The organism is Streptomyces sp. NBC_00490 (assembly GCF_036013645.1).
In the GTDB taxonomy this organism is placed as follows: Bacteria; Actinomycetota; Actinomycetes; order Streptomycetales; family Streptomycetaceae; genus Streptomyces; species Streptomyces canus_F.
In genome coordinates this window covers 1478809-1497776 of record NZ_CP107869.1, presented here as the reverse complement: position 1 = coordinate 1497776, position 18968 = coordinate 1478809, and the positions used below count along the sequence as shown (strand labels likewise).

General features: G+C 70.6%; 18 protein-coding genes. 10 read left to right on the top strand and 8 right to left on the bottom strand.

Annotated elements, in window-relative coordinates; genetic code table 11:
- Window positions 1-48: 48 nt before the first annotated feature.
- Both urtA and OG381_RS06750 read right to left on the bottom strand, forming a co-directional pair.
- On the bottom strand, window positions 49-1317 hold the full coding sequence (urtA, locus tag OG381_RS06755) for an urea ABC transporter substrate-binding protein (protein ID WP_443061878.1): 1269 nt from the start codon (window positions 1315-1317) through the stop codon (window positions 49-51).
- A 206-nt stretch (window positions 1318-1523) separates the two neighbouring features.
- Window positions 1524-2636 carry a substrate-binding domain-containing protein gene (locus tag OG381_RS06750; RefSeq protein ID WP_327715192.1) on the bottom strand — a complete coding sequence of 371 codons (1113 nt, stop codon included), beginning with the start codon at window positions 2634-2636 and terminating at the stop codon, window positions 1524-1526.
- Window positions 2637-2714: 78 nt separating this feature from the next.
- Here OG381_RS06750 and OG381_RS06745 point away from each other — a divergent pair, with 78 nt between their 5' ends.
- From OG381_RS06745 to OG381_RS06725, 5 genes are all read left to right on the top strand, one after another.
- A complete protein-coding gene (locus OG381_RS06745; RefSeq protein WP_327715191.1) occupies window positions 2715-3152 on the top strand; it encodes a MarR family winged helix-turn-helix transcriptional regulator in 438 nt (145 codons plus the stop codon).
- A gap of 65 nt (window positions 3153-3217) precedes the next feature.
- Window positions 3218-4597: an aldehyde dehydrogenase family protein gene (locus tag OG381_RS06740; RefSeq protein WP_327722403.1), complete on the top strand. Its 1380-nt coding sequence runs from the start codon at window positions 3218-3220 to the stop codon at window positions 4595-4597.
- Between the two features lie 24 nt (window positions 4598-4621).
- Complete coding sequence (locus tag OG381_RS06735) at window positions 4622-5308, top strand: hypothetical protein (protein ID WP_327715190.1); 687 nt, start codon at window positions 4622-4624, stop codon at window positions 5306-5308.
- Window positions 5309-5434: 126 nt separating this feature from the next.
- Window positions 5435-7783 (top strand): phosphoketolase family protein, encoded by a 2349-nt coding sequence (locus OG381_RS06730; protein WP_327715189.1) that lies wholly within the window; start codon window positions 5435-5437, stop codon window positions 7781-7783.
- Window positions 7784-7840: 57 nt separating this feature from the next.
- Entirely contained in the window at window positions 7841-8734 is an 894-nt protein-coding gene (locus OG381_RS06725; protein ID WP_327715188.1) for an aldo/keto reductase, read from the top strand.
- A gap of 17 nt (window positions 8735-8751) precedes the next feature.
- On the opposite strand, the gene OG381_RS06720 is transcribed toward OG381_RS06725, so the two are convergent.
- Window positions 8752-9243, bottom strand: a complete 492-nt coding sequence (locus tag OG381_RS06720) for a pyridoxamine 5'-phosphate oxidase family protein (RefSeq protein ID WP_327715187.1) — start codon at window positions 9241-9243, stop codon at window positions 8752-8754.
- A 174-nt stretch (window positions 9244-9417) separates the two neighbouring features.
- Between OG381_RS06720 and OG381_RS06715 the strand changes: the two genes are divergently transcribed.
- On the top strand, window positions 9418-9807 hold the full coding sequence (locus OG381_RS06715) for a VOC family protein (RefSeq protein WP_327715186.1): 390 nt from the start codon (window positions 9418-9420) through the stop codon (window positions 9805-9807).
- 66 nt (window positions 9808-9873) lie between these two features.
- Window positions 9874-10947 (top strand): adenosine deaminase, encoded by a 1074-nt coding sequence (locus OG381_RS06710; RefSeq protein WP_327715185.1) that lies wholly within the window; start codon window positions 9874-9876, stop codon window positions 10945-10947.
- On the opposite strand, the gene OG381_RS06705 is transcribed toward OG381_RS06710, so the two are convergent.
- From OG381_RS06705 to OG381_RS06695, 3 genes are all read right to left on the bottom strand, one after another.
- The gene (locus OG381_RS06705; RefSeq protein WP_327715184.1) at window positions 10935-11444 is read right to left on the bottom strand and encodes a mycothiol transferase; all 510 of its coding nucleotides are present in this window, start codon (window positions 11442-11444) and stop codon (window positions 10935-10937) included. The two genes, OG381_RS06710 and OG381_RS06705, sit on opposite strands and share 13 nt — an antisense overlap.
- A 27-nt stretch (window positions 11445-11471) precedes the next feature.
- Entirely contained in the window at window positions 11472-12971 is a 1500-nt protein-coding gene (locus OG381_RS06700) for a carotenoid oxygenase family protein (protein ID WP_327715183.1), read from the bottom strand.
- Between the two features lie 67 nt (window positions 12972-13038).
- A complete protein-coding gene (locus tag OG381_RS06695) occupies window positions 13039-13956 on the bottom strand; it encodes a LysR family transcriptional regulator (RefSeq protein ID WP_327715182.1) in 918 nt (305 codons plus the stop codon).
- A 117-nt stretch (window positions 13957-14073) separates the two neighbouring features.
- Between OG381_RS06695 and mgrA the strand changes: the two genes are divergently transcribed.
- Window positions 14074-15069 (top strand): L-glyceraldehyde 3-phosphate reductase, encoded by a 996-nt coding sequence (gene mgrA, locus OG381_RS06690; RefSeq protein ID WP_327715180.1) that lies wholly within the window; start codon window positions 14074-14076, stop codon window positions 15067-15069.
- On the opposite strand, the gene OG381_RS06685 is transcribed toward mgrA, so the two are convergent.
- Together OG381_RS06685 and OG381_RS06680 are read right to left on the bottom strand one after the other, a co-directional pair.
- A complete protein-coding gene (locus OG381_RS06685) occupies window positions 15059-15346 on the bottom strand; it encodes a DUF1905 domain-containing protein (RefSeq protein ID WP_327715179.1) in 288 nt (95 codons plus the stop codon). The genes mgrA and OG381_RS06685 overlap by 11 nt on opposite strands.
- Window positions 15347-15424: 78 nt before the next feature.
- On the bottom strand, window positions 15425-15808 hold the full coding sequence (locus OG381_RS06680; RefSeq protein WP_327715178.1) for a nuclear transport factor 2 family protein: 384 nt from the start codon (window positions 15806-15808) through the stop codon (window positions 15425-15427).
- Between the two features lie 349 nt (window positions 15809-16157).
- Between OG381_RS06680 and OG381_RS06675 the strand changes: the two genes are divergently transcribed.
- Together OG381_RS06675 and OG381_RS06670 are read left to right on the top strand one after the other, a co-directional pair.
- On the top strand, window positions 16158-16568 hold the full coding sequence (locus OG381_RS06675) for a hypothetical protein (RefSeq protein ID WP_307034666.1): 411 nt from the start codon (window positions 16158-16160) through the stop codon (window positions 16566-16568).
- A 52-nt stretch (window positions 16569-16620) separates the two neighbouring features.
- Window positions 16621-18960, top strand: coding sequence for an ABC transporter ATP-binding protein/permease (locus OG381_RS06670; protein ID WP_327715177.1), 2340 nt, complete (start codon window positions 16621-16623; stop codon window positions 18958-18960).
- Window positions 18961-18968: the final 8 nt, after the last annotated feature.

Here is an 18968-nt window from a genome sequence, read left to right as displayed (position 1 = left end):
AGGCGTGAGACGGCGGCCCCGTGGGCGGGGCCGCCGTGTGACGGTCGGTCAGGACAGGCCGGAGGCCCAGGAGTAGCCCTTGAGGAACGGGTCCGGCTTGATGGGCTTGCCGGAGTTCCAGACCTCCTTGATCTGGCCGTCGGTGCCGATCTCGCCGATCCGGGCGGTCTTGTAGACGTGCTGCGAGGCGCCGTCGACGGTGACCTTGCCCTCGGGAGCCTCGAAGGTGATGCCGTCGGAGGCGGCCTTCACCTTCTCCGGGTCGAAGGACTTCGCCTTCTCGACCATCGCCTTCCACAGGTAGACCGAGGTGTACGCGGCCTCCATCGGGTCACTGGTCGGCTTGTCCTGGCCGTACTTGGCCTTGTACGCCTTCACGAACTTCGCGTTCGCCGCGCCCGGGGTGGTCTGGTAGTAGTTCCAGGCCGTCAACTGGCCCGCCAGGTACTGCGTTCCGATCGACTTGACCTCCTCCTCGGCGATCGACACCGAGACGACCGGCATGGTCTTGGCGGTGAGCCCCGCGGACTTGTACTCCTTGAAGAAGGCCACGTTGGAGTCGCCGTTGAGGGTGTTGAAGACGGCGTCCGCCTTCGACGCCTTCACCTTGTTGGCGATCGTGGAGAACTCCGTGGAGCCCAGCGGCGCGTAGTCCTCGCCGGCGATCGTCATGCCGTTGGCCTTGGCGTACGCCTTGATCTCCTTGTTGGCGGTACGCGGGAAGACGTAGTCGCTGCCGACCAGGTAGATCTTCTTCAGGCCCTTGCTCTTGAGGTAGTCGAGGCCCGGGACGATCTGCTGGTTGGTGGTCGCGCCGGTGTAGAAGATGTACGGGGACTCCTCCAGGCCCTCGTACTGCACCGGGTAGAACAGCAGCGACTTGTTCTTCTCGAAGACCGGCTTGACGGCCTTGCGGCTGGCGGAGGTCCAGCAGCCGAAGGTGGCCGCGACCCCGTCCTCCCTGATGAGTTTCTGCGCCTTCTCGGCGAACGTCGGCCAGTCGGAGGCGCCGTCCTCGCTGATGGGCTTGATCTGCTTGCCGAGCACCCCGCCGGAGGCGTTGATCTCGGCGATCGCCAGCTTCAGCGAGTCGCGTACGGTCACCTCGCTGATCGCCATGGTGCCGGAGAGCGAGTTGAGCAGACCGACCTTGACCGTGTCACCGCTGACGTCGATCTTCGCGGCCTTGTCGGACGACGTGCCGGCCGCGTCGGTCTTCGCGCCGCACGCGGAGAGGGCCACCACCGCGGTGAGCGCGGCGCCGCCGGCCAGGAAACGTCGGCGGAGAATACGGGAACTGCTGGAACCGCTGGACAAACCAACCCCCTCGGGTGACTGCCTGCTGAAGTGCGGTCCACAGACTCAAGTCCCCCTGTTTCCAGGGTGTTTCGCTCGACTTTCCCGGAGGCAACAAAAAACGCCCCTTGCGGCATGTGATCTGCATTCAGAAACAGAAATCACAATTCGCCCGAGGCATTCTAATTACTTTCTGTGGGAAGTATCTTGGCGGTGCCGGGTACCTGTCAAGAGTGGGAACCGTGCGGATCGAGCTCCGTGAGGACGTCGAAGTCCAGCCCGTCGGCGCGCGCCAGGTAGATCCGCTGGCGCACATGCCGGCCCCGCAGATGCATGAGCCCGCGCGGCCCCTCGTAGGACACCGTCCCGGCCGCCGCCCCGATCGCCGTGACGTCCAGCGTCCCGGCTCGCCTGAGCAGCGCGGCGAGCAGCAGCACGCCCTCGTAGCAGGATTCGCCGAGACTGCCCAGCGCGGGCGCCTCGACGCCGTAGCGTCCGGCGTACTGCCCGTGGAAGTCGAGGGTGTCCTGGTTGGCGAGCGAGGCGAAGAAGCCGGCGGTGCTGTAGAGGTCCTCGGTGGCCGAAGGGCCGCTCGCCATCAGCATGTTCTCGTCCATGAGCGTGCTGAGCCGCAGACAGCGCGCGGGCAGCCCGTAGGCGGCGAACGCCCGGTTGAAGCGCACCGCGTCGCTGCCCACCAGCAGCATCAGCACCGCGTCCGCCTCCGACCGCTCGATGCGCCGCAGCACCGGCTCGAAGTCATGGGTGCCCAGCGGGAGATAGACCTCGCCGTCCACGGCTCCACCCGACTCGCGGGCGTACCCGTGCGCGGCCCGTGCCGTACGCCGGGGCCACACATAGTCGTTGCCGACGACGAACCACCGGCGCACCGCGCGCTCGTGCGCCAGCAGTCCCATCGCGGGCCGGAGTTGGTCGCGCGGAGTCTCGCTCGTCAGGAACACCCCGGCGGTGTGCTCGCCGCCCTCGTACAGAGCGGTGTAGACGTACGGCACCCGATGGGCGATCCTCGGCGCCAGCGCCTGCCGCACCGAGGAGATGTGCCAGCCCGTGACGCCCTGCACGACCCCCAGGTCCACCAGCGCCTCGACATGGTCGGCGATCTCCCGCGGCGAACCGCCGCCGTCCACGGGCAGCAGCCGCAGCTCCCGCCCCAGGACCCCGCCCGCCCGGTTGACCTCCTCGGCCGCCAGTTGCGCGCACAGCTCGCAGGTCGGCCCGAAGATCCCCGCCGGCCCCTGCATCGGGACCACGAGGGCCACGCCGAGCACGGAGGCGTCGGCCGTGAACCACTCGGGCGCGGGGGGATCGTGGCGGAACATGGCGTCATGATTTCGGGTCCGCCCGGTGAACTCCAGCCTGTCTCATACGATGTACGCACCCCGTGACCTAGGAGCGCGATGCCCACCTCATCCCCGCGTCAGCCCCGCGACCTGGTGCAGCTCCTGACGCGGGCCGAGCGACTGGCGGCGCGCCGCCTCCAGACGGTCCTGGACGAGGAGGGCTGCTCGCTCGACGCCTGGCGGGTGCTCGGGCTGCTCTGCGACGGGCAGGGGCATCACATGACGGCGATAGCCGAGGCCGCGTTCCTGCCGCCGCCGACGCTGACCAAGCTCGTCGACCAGCTCGTCGACCAGAACCTGGTGCACCGCCGCGTCGACCCGCTGGACCGGCGCCGCATCCTCGCCCACCTCACCCCGCGCGGCGAGGAGTACTGGCGGCGCGTGGACCGCGCGGTCCGCGCCGACTGGCCCGCCCTCGGGGACAGTGACGAGGAGCTCCTGCGCGCCCTGCTCGACCGGCTGGCGAGCACGCTGGACTCCTCCACCCGAGTGTGATCGCGGCGTAGCGGAAAGTTACTTACGTGGTGAGGGAATGTATCTGGGTGTAGAAAAGGTTGGTAATTACATCCAACCGTTCGAGGCCGTGCCCAGCGGCCGCGCAGCATCAGCGAGGCATCGTGAACCAGCCCACCCCCGAGCAGCCCGCCGACATCGTGGCCCGGCTGCGCGCCACCTTCCGCACCGGCCGCACCAAGCCCGTCGAATGGCGCACCACGCAGCTGCGCCGCCTGCGCGAGATGCTCACCGAGCACGGCACCGACCTGGCCGCAGCCCTCCACGCCGACCTGGGCAAGAGCTCCACCGAGGCCTACCGCACCGAGATCGACTTCGTGATCCGCGAGATCGACCACACCCTCGACCACCTCGAGGACTGGCTGCGTGTCGAGTCCGCCCCGGTCCCCGCGCACCTCGGCGCCGACGCCACCGCCTGGACGCAGTACGACCCGCTCGGCGTCGTCCTCGTCATCGCCCCCTGGAACTACCCGGCTCAGCTCCTGCTCGCCCCCGTGGTCGGCGCCCTGGCGTCCGGCAACGCGGTCGTCGTCAAGCCGAGCGAGATGGCCCCGGCCACCTCCGCCGTCCTGGCCCGGCTCCTGCCGGCGTTCCTCGACACCGAGGCCTTCGCCGTCGTCGAGGGCGGCATCCCCGAGACCACGGCCCTGCTGGCCGAGCGCTTCGACCACATCTTCTACACCGGCAACGGCACCGTCGGCCGTATCGTCATGCGCGCCGCCGCCGAGCACCTCACGCCGGTCACCCTCGAACTCGGCGGCAAGTCGCCGGCGTTCGTCGACCGGGACGCCGACCTCTCCGTCGTCGCCGACCGGCTGGCCCGCGGCAAGTTCCTCAACGCGGGGCAGACCTGCGTCGCCCCCGACTACGTCCTCACCGACCCGGAGACCGCCGCCGCCCTGGAGCCCCTGTTCCGCAAGGCGGTCGAGGCCATCTACGGCAGCGACGCCTCGGCCTCCGGCGAGTACGGCCGGATCGTCAACGAACGGCACTTCGACCGGCTGAGCGGACTGCTCGACTCGGGCCGTGTCGTCGTGGGCGGTGCGAGCGACCGTGCCACGAAGTACATCGCGCCCACGGTCCTCGCCGAGGTCGACCCCGCCTCGCCCGTCATGCGGGAGGAGATCTTCGGCCCGATCCTCCCGATCGTCACCGTGCCGGACCTCGACGCGGCGATCGACTTCATCAACGACCGCGACAAGCCCCTCGCCCTGTACGTCTTCACCGCGTCGCAGGACACCCGGGACCGCCTCGCCGCCGAGACGTCCTCCGGCGGCCTCGGCTACGGCCTCCCGCTGGCCCACCTCACCGTCTCCGACCTGCCGTTCGGCGGCGTGGGAGCGAGCGGCATGGGCAACTACCACGGGCGCTACTCCATCGAGACCTTCAGCCACCACAAGGCAGTGCTGGACAAGCCGCTGGGCTGAGCGGACGTGTGCTGAACTGGAGCCATGCACACGCGTGTTGTAGGAGTGGACGTCGGTTCGGTGGCCCTCGGCCGATTCGCCTGGGCCGCCGTCGACGTACCCTCGTGGACCCTCGCGGCCCAGGGGAGCGACCCGGAGACGGCTGTCCTGGCGCTGGCCGAAGGCCTGGCGTCCGGAGGGCGTGCCGCGCTCGTGCTGGAGGCGCCGATGGCCGTACCGGTCCCGGTCGGGTGGCAGGAGCTGGGCCGGGCACGCGCGGGGGAGGGCAACCGCCCCTGGTCGGCCGGAGCCGGCGCCGGCGTGCTGGCCACCGGAGTGGCCCAGGCGGCCTGGCTGCTCGCGCGGCTGGCGGACGTGCTCCCCGGCACGGCCGCCACCACCCGCCCGGACCGCTGGACGGCCCCCGACGGCCCACCCCTCCTGCTCGCCGAAGCACTGGTCTCGGGCGCCGACAAACCCGTCCCCACGGAGTCCGGGCCGCACGCCGCCGACGCCGAAGCCGCCGCCCGGGCCCTGGCAGAACGGCTGCCCGACCTCACCTCCGACGTGCACTGCGCCCCGCGCCGTCCCTTCAGCCTCATCGCCGCCGCCGCGCTCTGGGCCGGCCTGGACGTCCCACCGGAGGAACTGCACACCGATGTGCTGGTGGTCCGGGCCCGCCCCGATCCCGGCCGCGCGGCGTCGGCGTCACCGGCCACGCCGCCGAGGTGACCGACATCCGAGACCCTTTCGAAGACTTTGGCCCATGAGGCCCATGCCGGGTACCCGGGAACGCGACGAAGGTGGACGGTGGACACCGTCGACCCGCACCGCGACACCCGACCGGAAGGGAACCCCATGTCCGTCGACCCCCGCCATCCGCCCGGCGCACTCACGGACGAGGAGCTGACCTCCCTGGACGCCCACTGGCGTGCCGCCAACTATCTGGCCGTCGGCCAGATCTACCTGATGGCGAACCCCCTGCTGGCCGAGCCCCTGCGCCCCGAGCACATCAAGCCGCGGCTGCTCGGCCACTGGGGAACCTCACCCGGGCTGAACCTCGTCCACACCCACCTCAACCGCGCCGTCAAGGCCCGCGACCTGGAAGCCCTGTGCATCTGGGGGCCCGGTCACGGCGGCCCCGCCGTGCTCGCCAACGCCTGGCTGGAGGGCTCGTACAGCGAGACCTATCCGGACATCACGCGGGACGCGCAGGGCATGGCCCGCCTCTTCAAACAGTTCTCGTTCCCCGGCGGGGTGCCGAGCCATGTCGCCCCCGAGACCCCCGGCTCCATCCACGAGGGCGGTGAGCTCGGCTACTCCCTCTCGCACGCCTACGGAGCCGCGCTCGACAACCCCGGTCTGGTGGTCGCCTGCGTCATCGGCGACGGCGAGGCCGAGACGGGCCCGCTGGCCGCGTCCTGGCACTCCAACAAGTTCCTCGACCCCGACCACGACGGCGCCGTCCTGCCGATCCTCCACCTCAACGGCTACAAGATCGCCAACCCGACGGTGCTCGCCCGCATCCCCGAGGACGAACTCGACGCCCTCCTGCGGGGATACGGCCACGAACCCCTCCACGTCACCGGCGACGACCCGGCCACTGTCCACCGCGCCATGGCCCATGCCATGGACACCGCGCTCGACCGCATCGCCGAGCGCGGCCGGCCACCGATGATCGTGCTGCGCACCCCCAAGGGCTGGACCGGCCCCGCCGAGGTCGACGGTCTCCCGGTGGAAGGCACCTGGCGCGCCCACCAGGTCCCGCTCGCCGCCGTTCGCGACAACCCCGAACACCTGCGGCAGCTGGAGCAGTGGCTGCGCTCGTACCGCCCCGAGGACCTGTTCGATGAGCAGGGCAGCCCGAAGCCGCACGTCCTGGCCTGCGTCCCCGAGGGCAAGCGCCGACTCGGCGCCACCCCTCACGCCAACGGCGGCCTGCTCCTGCGCTCCCTGCCCCTGCCGCCCCTCGAACGGTTCGCCGTCCCCGTCGACAAACCCGGCTCCACCCTCAACGAACCCACCCGCATCCTGGGCGAGTTGCTCGAGGACGTCATGCGCGCCACCGCCGACCGGCGGGACTTTCGCATCGTCGGCCCCGACGAGACCGAGTCCAACCGCCTCCAGGCCGTCTACGCGGCCACCGGCAAGGCCTGGCAGGCCGACATCCTGGACGTCGACGAACACCTCGACCGGCACGGCCGGGTGATGGAGATCCTCTCCGAACACACCTGCCAGGGCTGGCTGGAGGGCTATCTGCTGACCGGTCGGCACGGACTCTTCTCCTGCTACGAGGCCTTCGCCCACATCGTCGACTCGATGGTCAACCAGCACATCAAATGGCTGCGGGTCACCCGCCGACTGCCCTGGCGCGCCCCCATCGCCTCCCTCAACTACCTGCTGACCTCGCACGTCTGGCGTCAGGACCACAACGGCTTCTCCCACCAGGACCCCGGCTTCGTGGACCACATCCTCAACAAGAGCCCCGAAGTGGTGCGCGTCTACTTCCCGCCGGACACCAACACCCTGCTCTCCGTCGCCGACCACGCGCTGCGCAGCCGCGACTACGTCAACGTGATCGTCGCCGGCAAACAGCCCAGCTACGACTGGCTGTCGATGGAGCAGGCCAAGGCGCACTGCGCCCGCGGTGCAGGCATCTGGGAGTGGGCCGGCACGGAGAACGGCGACCGCGAACCGGACGTGGTCCTGGCGGCCGCCGGAGACGTCCCGACCCAGGAGGTGCTGGCCGCCGCCCAGTTGCTCCGCCGCCACCTGCCCCAGCTCGCCGTACGCGTCGTCAACGTCGTCGACATCGCACGGCTCATGCCGAGCGACGAACACCCGCACGGGATGAGTGACTACGAGTACGACGGCCTGTTCACCACCGACCGGCCGGTGATCTTCGCTTACCACGGCTACCCCTGGCTCATCCACCGTCTGGCGTACCGCCGCGACGGCCACCCGCATCTCCATGTCCGCGGCTACAAGGAGAACGGCACCACGACCACGCCCTTCGACATGGTCGTGCGCAACGACCTCGACCGCTACCGGCTGGTCATGGACGTCATCGACCGCGTCCCCGGTCTCGCCGTGCGCGCCGCTCCCGTACGGCAGCGGATGGAGGACGCGCGGCTGCGCCACCACGCGTGGATCCGCGAACACGGCACGGATCTGCCGGAGGTGGCGGACTGGAGCTGGGACGGATGATTCATATGTCCGTAAAGGGATCGCGTTCCTCGGCGGTCCCTGTGTGACACTCCGCTGATGACCTCCGAAACGATCACAGCGGATGCCTCGGGCACCTGGAAACTGGGCGACCTGACCGTCAACCGCCTCGGCCTCGGCGCGATGCGGCTGACGGGCAGCGCCGCCTTCCACCACGGGACGCCGAGCGACCGCCAGCGCTCGATCGCCGTACTGCGCAAGGCGGTCGAGCTCGGCGTCGACCACATCGACACGGCGGCCTTCTACTTCTCGTCCCTGCGCTCCGCCAACGAACTGATCAACACCGCGCTGGCCCCGTACTCGGACGACCTGGTCATCGCCGCCAAGGTCGGCCCCTTCCGCGACTACACGGGGGAGTGGGGCACCTCGGCCCGCCCCGAGGACCTCCGCGGCCACGTCGAGGAGAACCTGCGCCAGCTGGGCCGGGACCACCTGGACCTGGTGTACCTGCGGCGCATGCAACAGGACTCGATCGCCGAGCACTTCGGCGCCCTGGCCGAACTGCGCGAGGCCGGACTGATCCGCCACCTGGGCATCTCGTCCGTCAAGCCCCGCCACCTCGCGGAGGCGCAAGCCATCGCCCCCGTGGTGAGCGTCCAGAACCGCTACGCCCTGGACCACCCCGACGAACTGCTGCGCATCTGCGGCGAGCAGGGCATCGCCTACGTCCCGTTCTACGCGGTGGCCGGGACGGTGGGCGAACAGGGCGCGACCACGCACCACGACGACGAGGTGCTCTCCGTCGCCCGGGCGCACGGCGCGAGCGCCGCGCAGGTCCGTATCGCCTGGACCCTGCACCAGGGCCCGCACGTGCTGGCCATTCCCGGCACCGGCAACCCCGACCACCTCGTCGACAACGTGGCCGCCGGTGCGATCCGGCTGACCGACGACGAGCTGACCCGCCTCGACTCGTCGCACACCGAGGGGGGTTGATCAGGCGACGTCACCGATCACGGGGTGGCGGCCGGACCGGGGGGCGGGTCCTGGACGACCCACTCCCCGTCCCGCATGATGTGCCGTTTCGGCAGCTCCCGCACCTCGTGCCAGGCCTGCACCGCGTACGGCCGCACCTCGAAGAAGGCGTAGGACGGGCTGTCCTCCCGCGGATCCCAGCCGTGCTTGGCGAGGAACGCGGCCGCCGCCGCGGGCGGCACCTCCTGGAGGGTGTGGGTCTCCACGGAGCCGTCCACCAGGACCACGTCCCGGGTGTCCGCGAGTGCCAGCCGCGCCCGGCGGCCGTCCCGCAGATTGCGGCCGGTCGGGTTCGTCAGACGCGTCGCCAGCCATACGGCCTCCGCGTGCCAGACGAACCAGAGCGGAACCATGCACGGGAGCCCGTCGTCGTCCGCCGAGGCCACCCAGATGTCGCTCTCCCGGTCGAGCCGGTCCAGGACGTGTCGCTTGCGCTCCTCGGCATCGCGCGGGGCCTCGTCGATCTTCATGAACCGGACGGTAGTGAACCGGCGGCCGACCCCGCCTCGGTCCAGGGGCCCGCTCCGGCTCGGGCGTGCGTCCTAGGTCCGGGCGAGCCGGAGACCGGCGGTCCGGGTGCGACTGGCGTCCGTGACGTTTTACGTATAACCTCTTCCGCTAACCCCGCCCTCCGAAAGGCCCCGATGAGACGCGTCGCCCTGGTCACCCTCGTCGTCGACGACTACGACGAGGCGATCCGCTTCTACACCGAGGCCCTTGGCTTCCGGCTCGCCGAGGACGCCCCGCGCCCCGACGGCTCGCGCTGGGTCGTCGTGGAGCCGGGGTCCGGACAGGGCACGGGCCTGCTCCTCGCCCGCGCCAAGAACGAGGCGCAGCGCGGCCGGGTCGGCGACCAGACCGGCGGACGCGTCGGCTTCTTCCTGCACACCGACGACTTCGCCCGTGACCACGCCCGGATGACCGCCGCCGGCGTGACCTTCCTGGAGGAGCCGCGCCACGAGCCCTACGGCTCGGTCGCCGTCTTCCAGGATCTGTACGGCAACCGCTGGGATCTGCTCCAGCCCGCCGACTGAAGACCGCACCGCATCTGTCGCACCGCCCGAACACCGCCCCGCCGCACTGCCAAGGAAAGATCCACCATGACTGCTACGCGCGTAGACATCGACGCCATCCGCCGGCTGCCCAAGGCCGTGCTGCACGACCACCTCGACGGCGGCCTGCGCCCCGCCACCGTGGTGGAACTCGCGGACGCGGTCGGCCACACCCTGCCCACCACCGACCCGGACGAGCTGGCGGCGTGGTACTACGACGCCGCGAACTCCGGCGACCTGGTGCGCTACATAGCCACCTTCGAGCACACCCTCGCCGTGATGCAGACCCGCGAGGGCCTGCTGCGCACCGCCGAGGAGTACGTCCTCGACCTGGCCGCGGACGGTGTCGTGTACGGCGAGGTGCGCTACGCCCCCGAGCTGAACACCCAGGGCGGGCTCGCCCTGAGCGAGGTCGTGGAGACCGTCCAGGAGGGGCTCGCGGCCGGTATGGCCAAGGCGGCCGCCGCCGGTACCCCGGTCCGGGTCGGCACCCTGCTGTGCGGCATGCGGATGTTCGACCGTGTCCGCGAGGCCGCCGACCTGGCCGTGGCCTTCCGTGACGCGGGTGTCGTCGGCTTCGACATCGCCGGTGCCGAGGACGGCTTCCCGCCCGCCGACCACCTCGCCGCCTTCGAGCACCTGCGCCGCGAGAACGTCCCGTTCACCATCCACGCCGGTGAGGCCCACGGTCTGCCCAGCATCCACCAGGCCCTGCAGGTCTGCGGCGCCCAGCGCATCGGCCACGGCGTCCGTATCACCGACGACATCCCCGACCTCGCGGCCGGCAAGCTCGGCCGTCTCGCGGGCTGGGTGCGCGACCGTCGTATCGCCCTGGAGATGTGCCCCACCTCCAACCTCCAGACCGGTGCCGCCACCTCGATCGCCGAGCACCCGATCACGGCCCTGAAGGACCTCGGCTTCCGCGTCACCCTGAACACCGACAACCGTCTGGTGTCCGGCACGACGATGACCCGCGAGATGTCCCTGCTGGTCGAGGAGGCGGGCTGGACGATCGAGGACCTGCGCACGGTCACGGTGAACGCCCTCAAGAGCGCGTTCATCCCGTTCGACGAGCGCAAGGCCCTCATCGAGGACGTCGTCCTGCCGGGCTACGCGCTCTGACGCAGCCCCCGGAGGAAGGCGGCCTGTCCGACGTGCTGCAGATCGTCGGACAGGACGCTGACCAGCCGGACGCCCAGAGTGACCGGCGGATCCCAGTTGTCGTCCACCACGCGTTCCAGGTCCTTGGCGGCCAGCTCACGCAGGACGCCGAGGCTCTGCGCGTGGACGGCGTCGTAGTACCCGGTCAGCAGCTCCGCCGAGTCGACCCGCACCTTGGCCACCTTCGCGGGGCTGTGGCCGTACCCGGTGTCGCGGGCCGCCAGATCGAGGGCGAAACGCTTCTCCCAGTCCTGGGTCAGCCAGACCTGGTCGAGCCCGAAGGCGTCGGCCAGGTGGTCGTCCTGGACGCGGGTGAGATGCCAGATCAGCCAGGAGATGGAGTTGGCGCCGGGTGCGGGCTGGTGGTTGAGGTCGTCGGGGCCGAGCCCTTCGACGGCGGCATGGACTTCTTCTTGGATGCGGCTGAAGCCGTCGATGAGGATGTCCTTCGCATGCATACGTCCACCATCGCGCACCCGGGCGCCTCATGCGTCCGGAATCCAGCTCCCGTGGAACCCCAGCGGCACCCGGCCCGGCAGCTGGATCCGGGCGACCGGCTCGCCGGTGAAGTCCTGTGCGGCGAGGATCAGCAGGTCGGAGGCTCCGCGGTCGGGATCGTGGACGTAGGCGATCGCGTACCCGTCGTCCTCGGCCGCACTGTGTTCGCGCGGGACGAACACGGCCTCGCTCGCGGCCGCTCCGCGCGGCAGCCGGTGGACCTGGGTCGTGCCGCGCAGCAGGTCCTGCTTGATGAGCGCGTTGCTGAACGCCCGGTCGGGCGGGTTGCCGTCGACCGCCATGTAGGCCACCGCCATCTCCGCGGACGCCGCCGAGTAGCCGTAGCGGTGCCTGCGGGAGACCAACGCCTCGTTCACGCGCGGGAATTCCTGCGGGCGGTCGTCGAGGGTCCGGGTCCGCACCCGGCCGTGGCGCAGGTCGACCGTCCAGCGGTCGAGCCTGGGGGTGCCCGCGCTGTAGGGGCCGCCCGAGCCGTTGCCGGCGACGAGGAAGGGGGCGTCGAAGTTGGTCGTGTCGATGACGATGTCCGTGCCCTCCTCGTAGGCGTTGAGGGTGTGCGAGTAGTAGACCGGGTCGACCTCGAACCAGCGGACCGTACCGCCCTTGCGCGGCAGTACGCCGACCCGGGCCGGGTGCTCGTCGTTCCAGACGTACGGGACGATGTCCCCGCGCTCGGCGCCCGCCGGGTCGAAGGTGACCGGCATGTCGAGGATGATCACGTAGTGCTCGGTGAGTGCGAAGTCGTGGATCATCGGCGCGTCCGCCACCGGGATTCTGGTGGTGCGTGAGACCCGGCCCGTCGGGCCGATGACCAGGTGCCGGACATGGTCCCAGGTCGGGTAGTAGGCGATGGCGTGCAGTTCACCGGCGTGGACGTCGAACTTGGTGTGCGCGGTGAGGGGGCCCTTCAGGGTGCCGCGGAAGTCGTAGGTGCCCACGGTGTTGAGCTCGTCGTCGAGTTCGTACGGCAGCGGCCCGCTCTCCTGGAGCGTGAGGATCCGCCCCCGGTAGGGGATCACATGGGTGTTGCACGGGAAGTCGTCCGGCGGCACCGGACGCGGGTAGGGCTCGCCCAGCTTCTTCGCCACCTGGGAGGAGCGCACCCAGCGGTTGCGGTACCACTCGGCGCGGCCGTCGCGCAGCCGGACGCCGTGCACCATGCCGTCACCGAGCATCCAGTGGTGGGCGCGCGGGTCCTCCAGGCCCAGCACGTTGGGGCCGTTGCGCAGATAGCGGCCGTTGAGGTCGTGGGGGATGCGACCGGTGACCGGCAGGTCGAAGGCGGTCAGTTCCTCCGTGACGGGCTCGAACGCGCCCTCCAGGAAGGGGAAGCGCCGCGCGGTGGACACCTGGGGAGCCGCGGCGGCCGCACGCGGTCCCGCCCCCGCTCCCGTGCCCACCAGTCCACCGGCCGCCGCGACCGCCGCCGCGCCGCGCAGGACGTTCCGTCGTGTGTGATCCGTCATTTCCCGTACTCCTGACCGCAGTTGCCGTGAGGGACGGTCACGAGTCTGCGGTGGGAGACGGGCCGGGTCAGGAGGGGTGGGCCCCGTCCGAGGGTGTACCTACGCCCCCTGTTTCCAGCAGCTCCATCAGTGCCCGGGCCGCCGGGCTGGTGGCCTGCTCGGGCGGCAGCAGGGCGACCGTCTCGTACACGGTCTCCCCGGTGCCCTTCACGGGCAGCGCGGTCAGCGACGGGCGCTTGTGACGGAAGTGGCGCGGTACGACGGCGACGCCCAGGTTCTCGTCCACTAGGTCCAGGAGGCTGTGCACGTCGTTCACCTCCAGCGCGACCGCTCGCCGTACGCCCGCGGCGGCGAACGCGGCGTCGGTGGTGCGGCGCGGGCCCCAGTCGGGGTGGAAGTCGACGAAGACCTCGCCGCCCAGATCCTCCGGCGTCACGGCCGCGCCGACGCGCGCGAGCCGGTGGTCGGGGTGGCACAGGACGGTCATCGGCTCACCGGCCAGCGGGACGACCCGCAGCTGGTCGGTGTCCTCCTGTGCCGTCCGCACCGCGAAGGCCATGTCGAGGCGCCCGGCCGCGACCTCCTCCGCGAGCGCGCCCGAGCCCGCCTGCCGCAGACAGATCTCCACATCCGGGTGCCGTCGCCGGAACGCGGCGAGCAGGCCGGCCACATGCACCCCGGCGATGCACTGCTCCGACCCGAGCGCGAGCATCCCGCGCAGCACCCCCTGCACCGCGGCGACCGCCTCGTGAGCCGCCCGCACCTGCGCGAGGATGCGCTCGGCCTCGCCCAGCAGCGCCCGGCCCGCGGGGGTGAGCGTCACCCGTCGGGTGGTCCGTACGAACAACGGCGTCTGCAGCTCCCGCTCCAGTGCCCGGATGGAGGCCGACAGACCCGACTGGGACACCAGCAGTCGCTCGGCCGCCCGGGTGAAGTGCTGGTCCTCGGCGACCGCGACGAAGTGCTGGAGATGTCGGAGTTCCATGACTGAGAAGCGTATCCGCTTAATTCCATCGGATTCTTCTGTTGGACCAATGCCCCCAGGTCGCGAAAGAGTGGACAGCGGTTCTCAGGAAACCGTGCCAACCCCTCTGGAGTCGCGTTGTACACCGCACACCCCGACCGCTACTCGGACATGCCGTACCGGCGCACCGGCCGCAGCGGCCTGAAGCTTCCCGCGATCTCGCTGGGCCTGTGGCACAACTTCGGCCCGGCGGACCGCACCGTCGAGACGCAGCGCGCGATCCTGCGCCGCGCCTTCGACCTCGGGGTCACCCACTTCGACCTGGCCAACAACTACGGCCCGCCGCCCGGCGCCGCCGAGTCCGCCTTCGGCGAGGCCCTGAAGTCCGATCTCGCCGCCTACCGCGACGAGCTGATCATCTCCACCAAGGCCGGCTATCTGATGTGGCCCGGCCCCTACGGCGAGTGGGGCTCCCGCAAGTACCTGCTCTCCTCCCTGGACCAGAGCCTGACGCGGATGGGCCTGGACTACGTCGACGTCTTCTACTCGCACCGCCCCGACCCGGAGACTCCGCTGGAGGAGACGATGGGCGCCCTGCACTCGGCCGTGCAGCAGGGCAAGGCGCTCTACGTCGGCGTCTCCAACTACTCCGCGGAGCAGACCCGCGAGGCCGCCCGTATCCTCGGCGAGCTCGGCACCCCGCTCCTCATCCACCAGCCGCGCTACTCGATGCTCGACCGGCGCCCCGAGGACGAGGGTCTCCTGGACGCCCTGGACGAGCTCCAGGTCGGTTCGATCGTCTTCTCCCCGCTGGAGCAGGGCATGCTCACCGGGCGGTACCTCGACGGCATCCCGGAGGACTCGCGCGCCGCGAGCGACAGCCCGTTCCTGAACTCCGACGCGCTCACCGAGGACCTGGTCGCCCAGCTGCGCGAGCTGAACGACATCGCCGAGTCCCGCGGCCAGACCCTGGCCCAGATGGCCCTGGCCTGGGTCCTGCGCGGTGGCCGGGTGACCTCCGCCCTGGTCGGCGCGAGCAGCCCGCAGCAGATCGAGGACAGTGTCGGCACCATCCGCAACCTCGACTTCGACGCGGACGAGCTGGCCCGGATCGACGCCGTGCTCAAGAAGTAAGCCGTTCCTGGAGGCGGACGGTCACCGTGTCGCCCGCCTCCTTCCCGATGGCCCTGCGCACCTCGGCCTTCACGGGCAGCTTGTGCGTGCCGTCGCCCAGGGCCATGAAGGAGCTCCGGAACGGGTGCCCGTCGATCGTGCCGCGCACCTTGACCAGCCCGCGCGTGCCGAAGAACGCGACGGACTCGGGCCACACGAGATAGGTCCAGCCCCCTTCGGCGGGGCTCTTGACCAGCTCGGCCGTGAAGTGCCGGTCCAGTTTCTCGATCGTGCTCATGGCGCCGCCTTTCGCTCGCGCGGGTCTCCCGTCCAGGAGACCTCCCGTTCAGGAGACCCTCGCGAGCGCCAAAACTCATCACGCCCCGGCGGGCACCCGGTCCAGAAATCCGAGCACCGACCGGATACGGCCCTTCTCGTCCAGCGTGATGACGTCGAAGCCGGCGACGGGTGCGCTTGCGTCGGTCTCGTTCACCAGCTCCCAGGAAAAGCGCGCGGTGTCGTGATGGCCGTCCACGACTCCGGCGGGACGGAAGGCGAACCCCGGGAACTGCTCGTGCGCCGCCGCGATCACCGCGGCGATCTGCTCATGGCCGCCCACGTCGGCCAGTGGGTCGGTGTAGGTGCCGTCCGGGGCCCAGGCGGCGGCCACCGCTTTGGCCAGCGTCTCCTGATCGACGGCGTTCCAGGCCTCGAAGTAACGGGCGACGGCACTCTCGTAACGGTCGGTGTCGGCGGGCATGCGGAATCAGCCTCCATTGAGGTCGTCTCTGCTGGTCAGGAACCGGATCCCGGTCGTGGTGACCCGGTACCGCAACCTTGCCCGCAGCGCCGCGGAGCGTCGATTACCCCTGGGGTAATGCCGACAGCCACCGGATTTCGGCCAACTGCCCTGGTGAATATGCCAGGAGACTGGCCGGAAAGTCATGGTGACAGTGTTTCAGTAGTGAACATACTCAAACTGACAGGGTATTCACATCCAGCGAGGATGTGATCACGCACCGCACATGAGCCCTGGGTACCCGCAAGCACGAGAGCCGCATGGAAAGCGAGGCAAGCCGAGAGGCGCACTACGCACCGGGGGAGTGAACGTGCACGACGAATTCCTGTGCCATGTCACCGCGTACGGAACGTGCGAGGGGAAACGTATCGGCGTACCCCTGGGCAGCTACCGGGCCCCGACCCTCGCCCTGGCGCTCTGGTGGCTGCGCGACCGGGCCGCCTGGATCGCCGAGCGGCTCGACCCGCAGCCCGACGCCGAGCACTTACCGGCGGGCGCCCTCGTCCCGGTCGCCGACACCGTCCCCGACGTGCCCGCCGTGCTGCGCGCCTGGTGCGGGAACGACGCCCAACAGGATCTGGTCGCCGAGGAGTTGGCGGCCGGACGGCTGATCCGGATCGCCACCTGCGACGAAACCACCGAGTACGAGCTGCTCGCCGAGTCGGTGGACGCCCTGCGGATGCAGCGGACGATCCCGGCTCTGGTCGTGTCGGTGGGCTGAGCCTCCGAGCCCGCGCCAGGCGCACATCTGGACGAATCGGTAGAATTTCGGCATGGCAGAGCGGCCGAACACGCCGACCGCGCCTGAACTCGTCCTGGAGACCGACACGGGATCCACGGTGATGAGTCCGGGCCGCGACTACCACGTCGGGCGCGATCCACTGAGCGACATCTTCATCGACGACGCCCGGGTCTCGTGGCACCACGCGGTGCTGCGCCCGCAGGCCGACCACTGGACGCTGGAGGACGAGCACAGCACGAACGGCACCTACGCCGACGGCCGCCGTGTCGAGGAGTGGAGCGTCGGCCCCGGCAGCGTGATCCGCTTCGGCAACCCCGCCGACGGCCCCAGGGCGGTGCTTAGCAGCACCGCACCGGCCCCCCGGGAACGCCCCTCGGCGGTGTCCATGCCCGCACTCACCGGCACCTTCCGACAGCCCACCACCGTCCGTCCGCTGCCCTCCCGTACCGTCCGCATCGGCCGCGCCGCCGACAACGACCTGGTCATCGACGACCTGGTCGTCTCCCGCCGGCACGCCGAGCTGCGCGCCCACCCCGATGGGACGTACGAGATCGTCGACCTGGGCAGCCACAACGGCACCTACCTCAACGGCAGCCCCGTCACCAGCGCCCGGCTCGGCCCCGGCGATGTCGTCGGCATCGGCCACTCGGCGTTCTGCCTGGTCGGCGACGAGCTCCAGGAGTACGTCGACACCGGCGAGGTCTCCCTCGACGTCCAGGATCTGAGCGTCGCCGTCGACCACGGCCGCAAGACCCTCCTCGAGCACGTGTCGTTCCCGGTGGGGGAGAAGTGCCTGCTCGCGGTCGTCGGCCCGAGCGGCGCGGGCAAGTCCACCCTCCTGGGCGCCCTCACCGGACAGCGCCCCGCCGACCACGGCACGGTCCTGTACGACGGCCGCGACCTGTACCGCGACTACGCCGAGCTGCGCCAGCGCATCGGCCTCGTCCCGCAGGACGACATCCTGCACGCCCAGCTCACCGTCCGCGCCGCCCTGACCTACGCCGCCGAACTGCGCTTCCCGCAGGACACCGCCAAGGCAGAGCGGCAGGCCAGGGTCGAGGAGGTCATCCGCGAACTGGGTCTGGAACAGCGCGCCGACCAGGCCGTGCACAGCCTCTCCGGCGGTCAGCGCAAGCGCGTCAGCGTCGCCCTGGAGCTGCTCACCAAGCCCTCACTCCTCTTCCTCGACGAGCCGACCTCGGGCCTCGACCCCGGCATGGACCGCTCGGTGATGCACATGCTGCGCGGCCTCGCCGACGACGGCCGCACCGTCATCGTCGTCACCCACAGCGTCCTCAGCCTCGACGTCTGCGACCGGCTCCTCGTCCTCGCCCCCGGTGGGAAGATCGCCTACTACGGCCCGCCCGAGGACACCCTCGCCTACTTCGGCTACGCGCAGTGGCCGGAGGCCTTCGAGGCCTTCGAGCGGGACCAGGGCCGGGACTGGGCCGGAGAGTTCCGCGCCTCGTCCCTCCACCGGCAGTACGTCTCCGACGCGACCGGGCAGCCCCGGGTGTCCCGGTCCGGACCGGTCGTCATCGCCCCACCGCCCCGGCCCCGCAGCCGGGGCGCCCAGCTCGGCACCCTGATCCGCCGCTACACCACGGCACTGGTCGCCGACCGCACCTTCCTCGTCATCATGATCGCCCTGCCGTTCGTGATGGGCGCGATGGCGCGCGCCCTGGCCGGCAGCAAGCTGACGCAGGAGACGGCGATGAACGCGCTGCTGATCCTGTGCGTCGGCGGCGTGCTCACGGGGGCGGCCAACGCCGTGCGCGAGCTGGTCAAGGAACGCGTGATCTACCAGCGGGAGCGGGCCGTGGGGCTGTCCAGATCGGCGTACCTGCTCTCCAAGGTCGTCGTCCTCGGCACGATCACCGTGCTCCAGGCGGTCGTGCTGACCCTGGTCGGCCTGTTCGGCGTCGACCTCAACGCGCCGGGCGGCGAGGGCGTGCTGATGCCGCCCCTTGTCGAGATCACCGTCGCCGTCGCCCTGCTGGCGTTCACGGCGATGATGCTCGGCCTGCTGGTCTCCGCGCTGGTGCGCAAGGAGGAGGTGACGATGCCGCTGCTCGTGCTGCTCGCCATCGTCCAGGTGGTCTTCTGCGGCGCCCTGCTCAAACTCGACGGTGTACCCGGCCTGGAGCAGCTGTCCTGGCTGGTGCCCTCGCGATGGGCGCTCGGCGCGATGGCCGGCACCGTCGGGCTCGCCCGGATCGTGCCCGGCGAGCTGACCGCAGACCCGCTGTTCCGGCACTCGGCGGGGGTGTGGCTGCTCAACGTGGCCATGCTCGTGGTGCTGTCGGCCGTCTTCGGCTACGTCGTGTCCCGGCTGCTGCGCCGGCACGAGCCGGCCGTCCTGCGGAAGTAGGCGCGCGC

What these genes read in the sequence shown, in the direction of transcription:
- OG381_RS06750 (WP_327715192.1), bottom strand. Translation starts at nt 2,636, where the DNA reads ATGTTCCGCCACGATCCCCCCGCGCCCGAGTGGTTCACGGCCGACGCC.
- OG381_RS06745 (WP_327715191.1), top strand. Translation starts at nt 2,715, where the DNA reads ATGCCCACCTCATCCCCGCGTCAGCCCCGCGACCTGGTGCAGCTCCTG.
- OG381_RS06735 (WP_327715190.1), top strand. Translation starts at nt 4,622, where the DNA reads ATGCACACGCGTGTTGTAGGAGTGGACGTCGGTTCGGTGGCCCTCGGC.
- OG381_RS06730 (WP_327715189.1), top strand. Translation starts at nt 5,435, where the DNA reads ATGTCCGTCGACCCCCGCCATCCGCCCGGCGCACTCACGGACGAGGAG.
- OG381_RS06725 (WP_327715188.1), top strand. Translation starts at nt 7,841, where the DNA reads ATGACCTCCGAAACGATCACAGCGGATGCCTCGGGCACCTGGAAACTG.
- OG381_RS06720 (WP_327715187.1), bottom strand. Translation starts at nt 9,243, where the DNA reads ATGAAGATCGACGAGGCCCCGCGCGATGCCGAGGAGCGCAAGCGACAC.
- OG381_RS06715 (WP_327715186.1), top strand. Translation starts at nt 9,418, where the DNA reads ATGAGACGCGTCGCCCTGGTCACCCTCGTCGTCGACGACTACGACGAG.
- OG381_RS06710 (WP_327715185.1), top strand. Translation starts at nt 9,874, where the DNA reads ATGACTGCTACGCGCGTAGACATCGACGCCATCCGCCGGCTGCCCAAG.
- OG381_RS06705 (WP_327715184.1), bottom strand. Translation starts at nt 11,444, where the DNA reads ATGCATGCGAAGGACATCCTCATCGACGGCTTCAGCCGCATCCAAGAA.
- OG381_RS06700 (WP_327715183.1), bottom strand. Translation starts at nt 12,971, where the DNA reads ATGACGGATCACACACGACGGAACGTCCTGCGCGGCGCGGCGGCGGTC.
- OG381_RS06695 (WP_327715182.1), bottom strand. Translation starts at nt 13,956, where the DNA reads ATGGAACTCCGACATCTCCAGCACTTCGTCGCGGTCGCCGAGGACCAG.
- OG381_RS06685 (WP_327715179.1), bottom strand. Translation starts at nt 15,346, where the DNA reads ATGAGCACGATCGAGAAACTGGACCGGCACTTCACGGCCGAGCTGGTC.
- OG381_RS06680 (WP_327715178.1), bottom strand. Translation starts at nt 15,808, where the DNA reads ATGCCCGCCGACACCGACCGTTACGAGAGTGCCGTCGCCCGTTACTTC.
- OG381_RS06670 (WP_327715177.1), top strand. Translation starts at nt 16,621, where the DNA reads ATGGCAGAGCGGCCGAACACGCCGACCGCGCCTGAACTCGTCCTGGAG.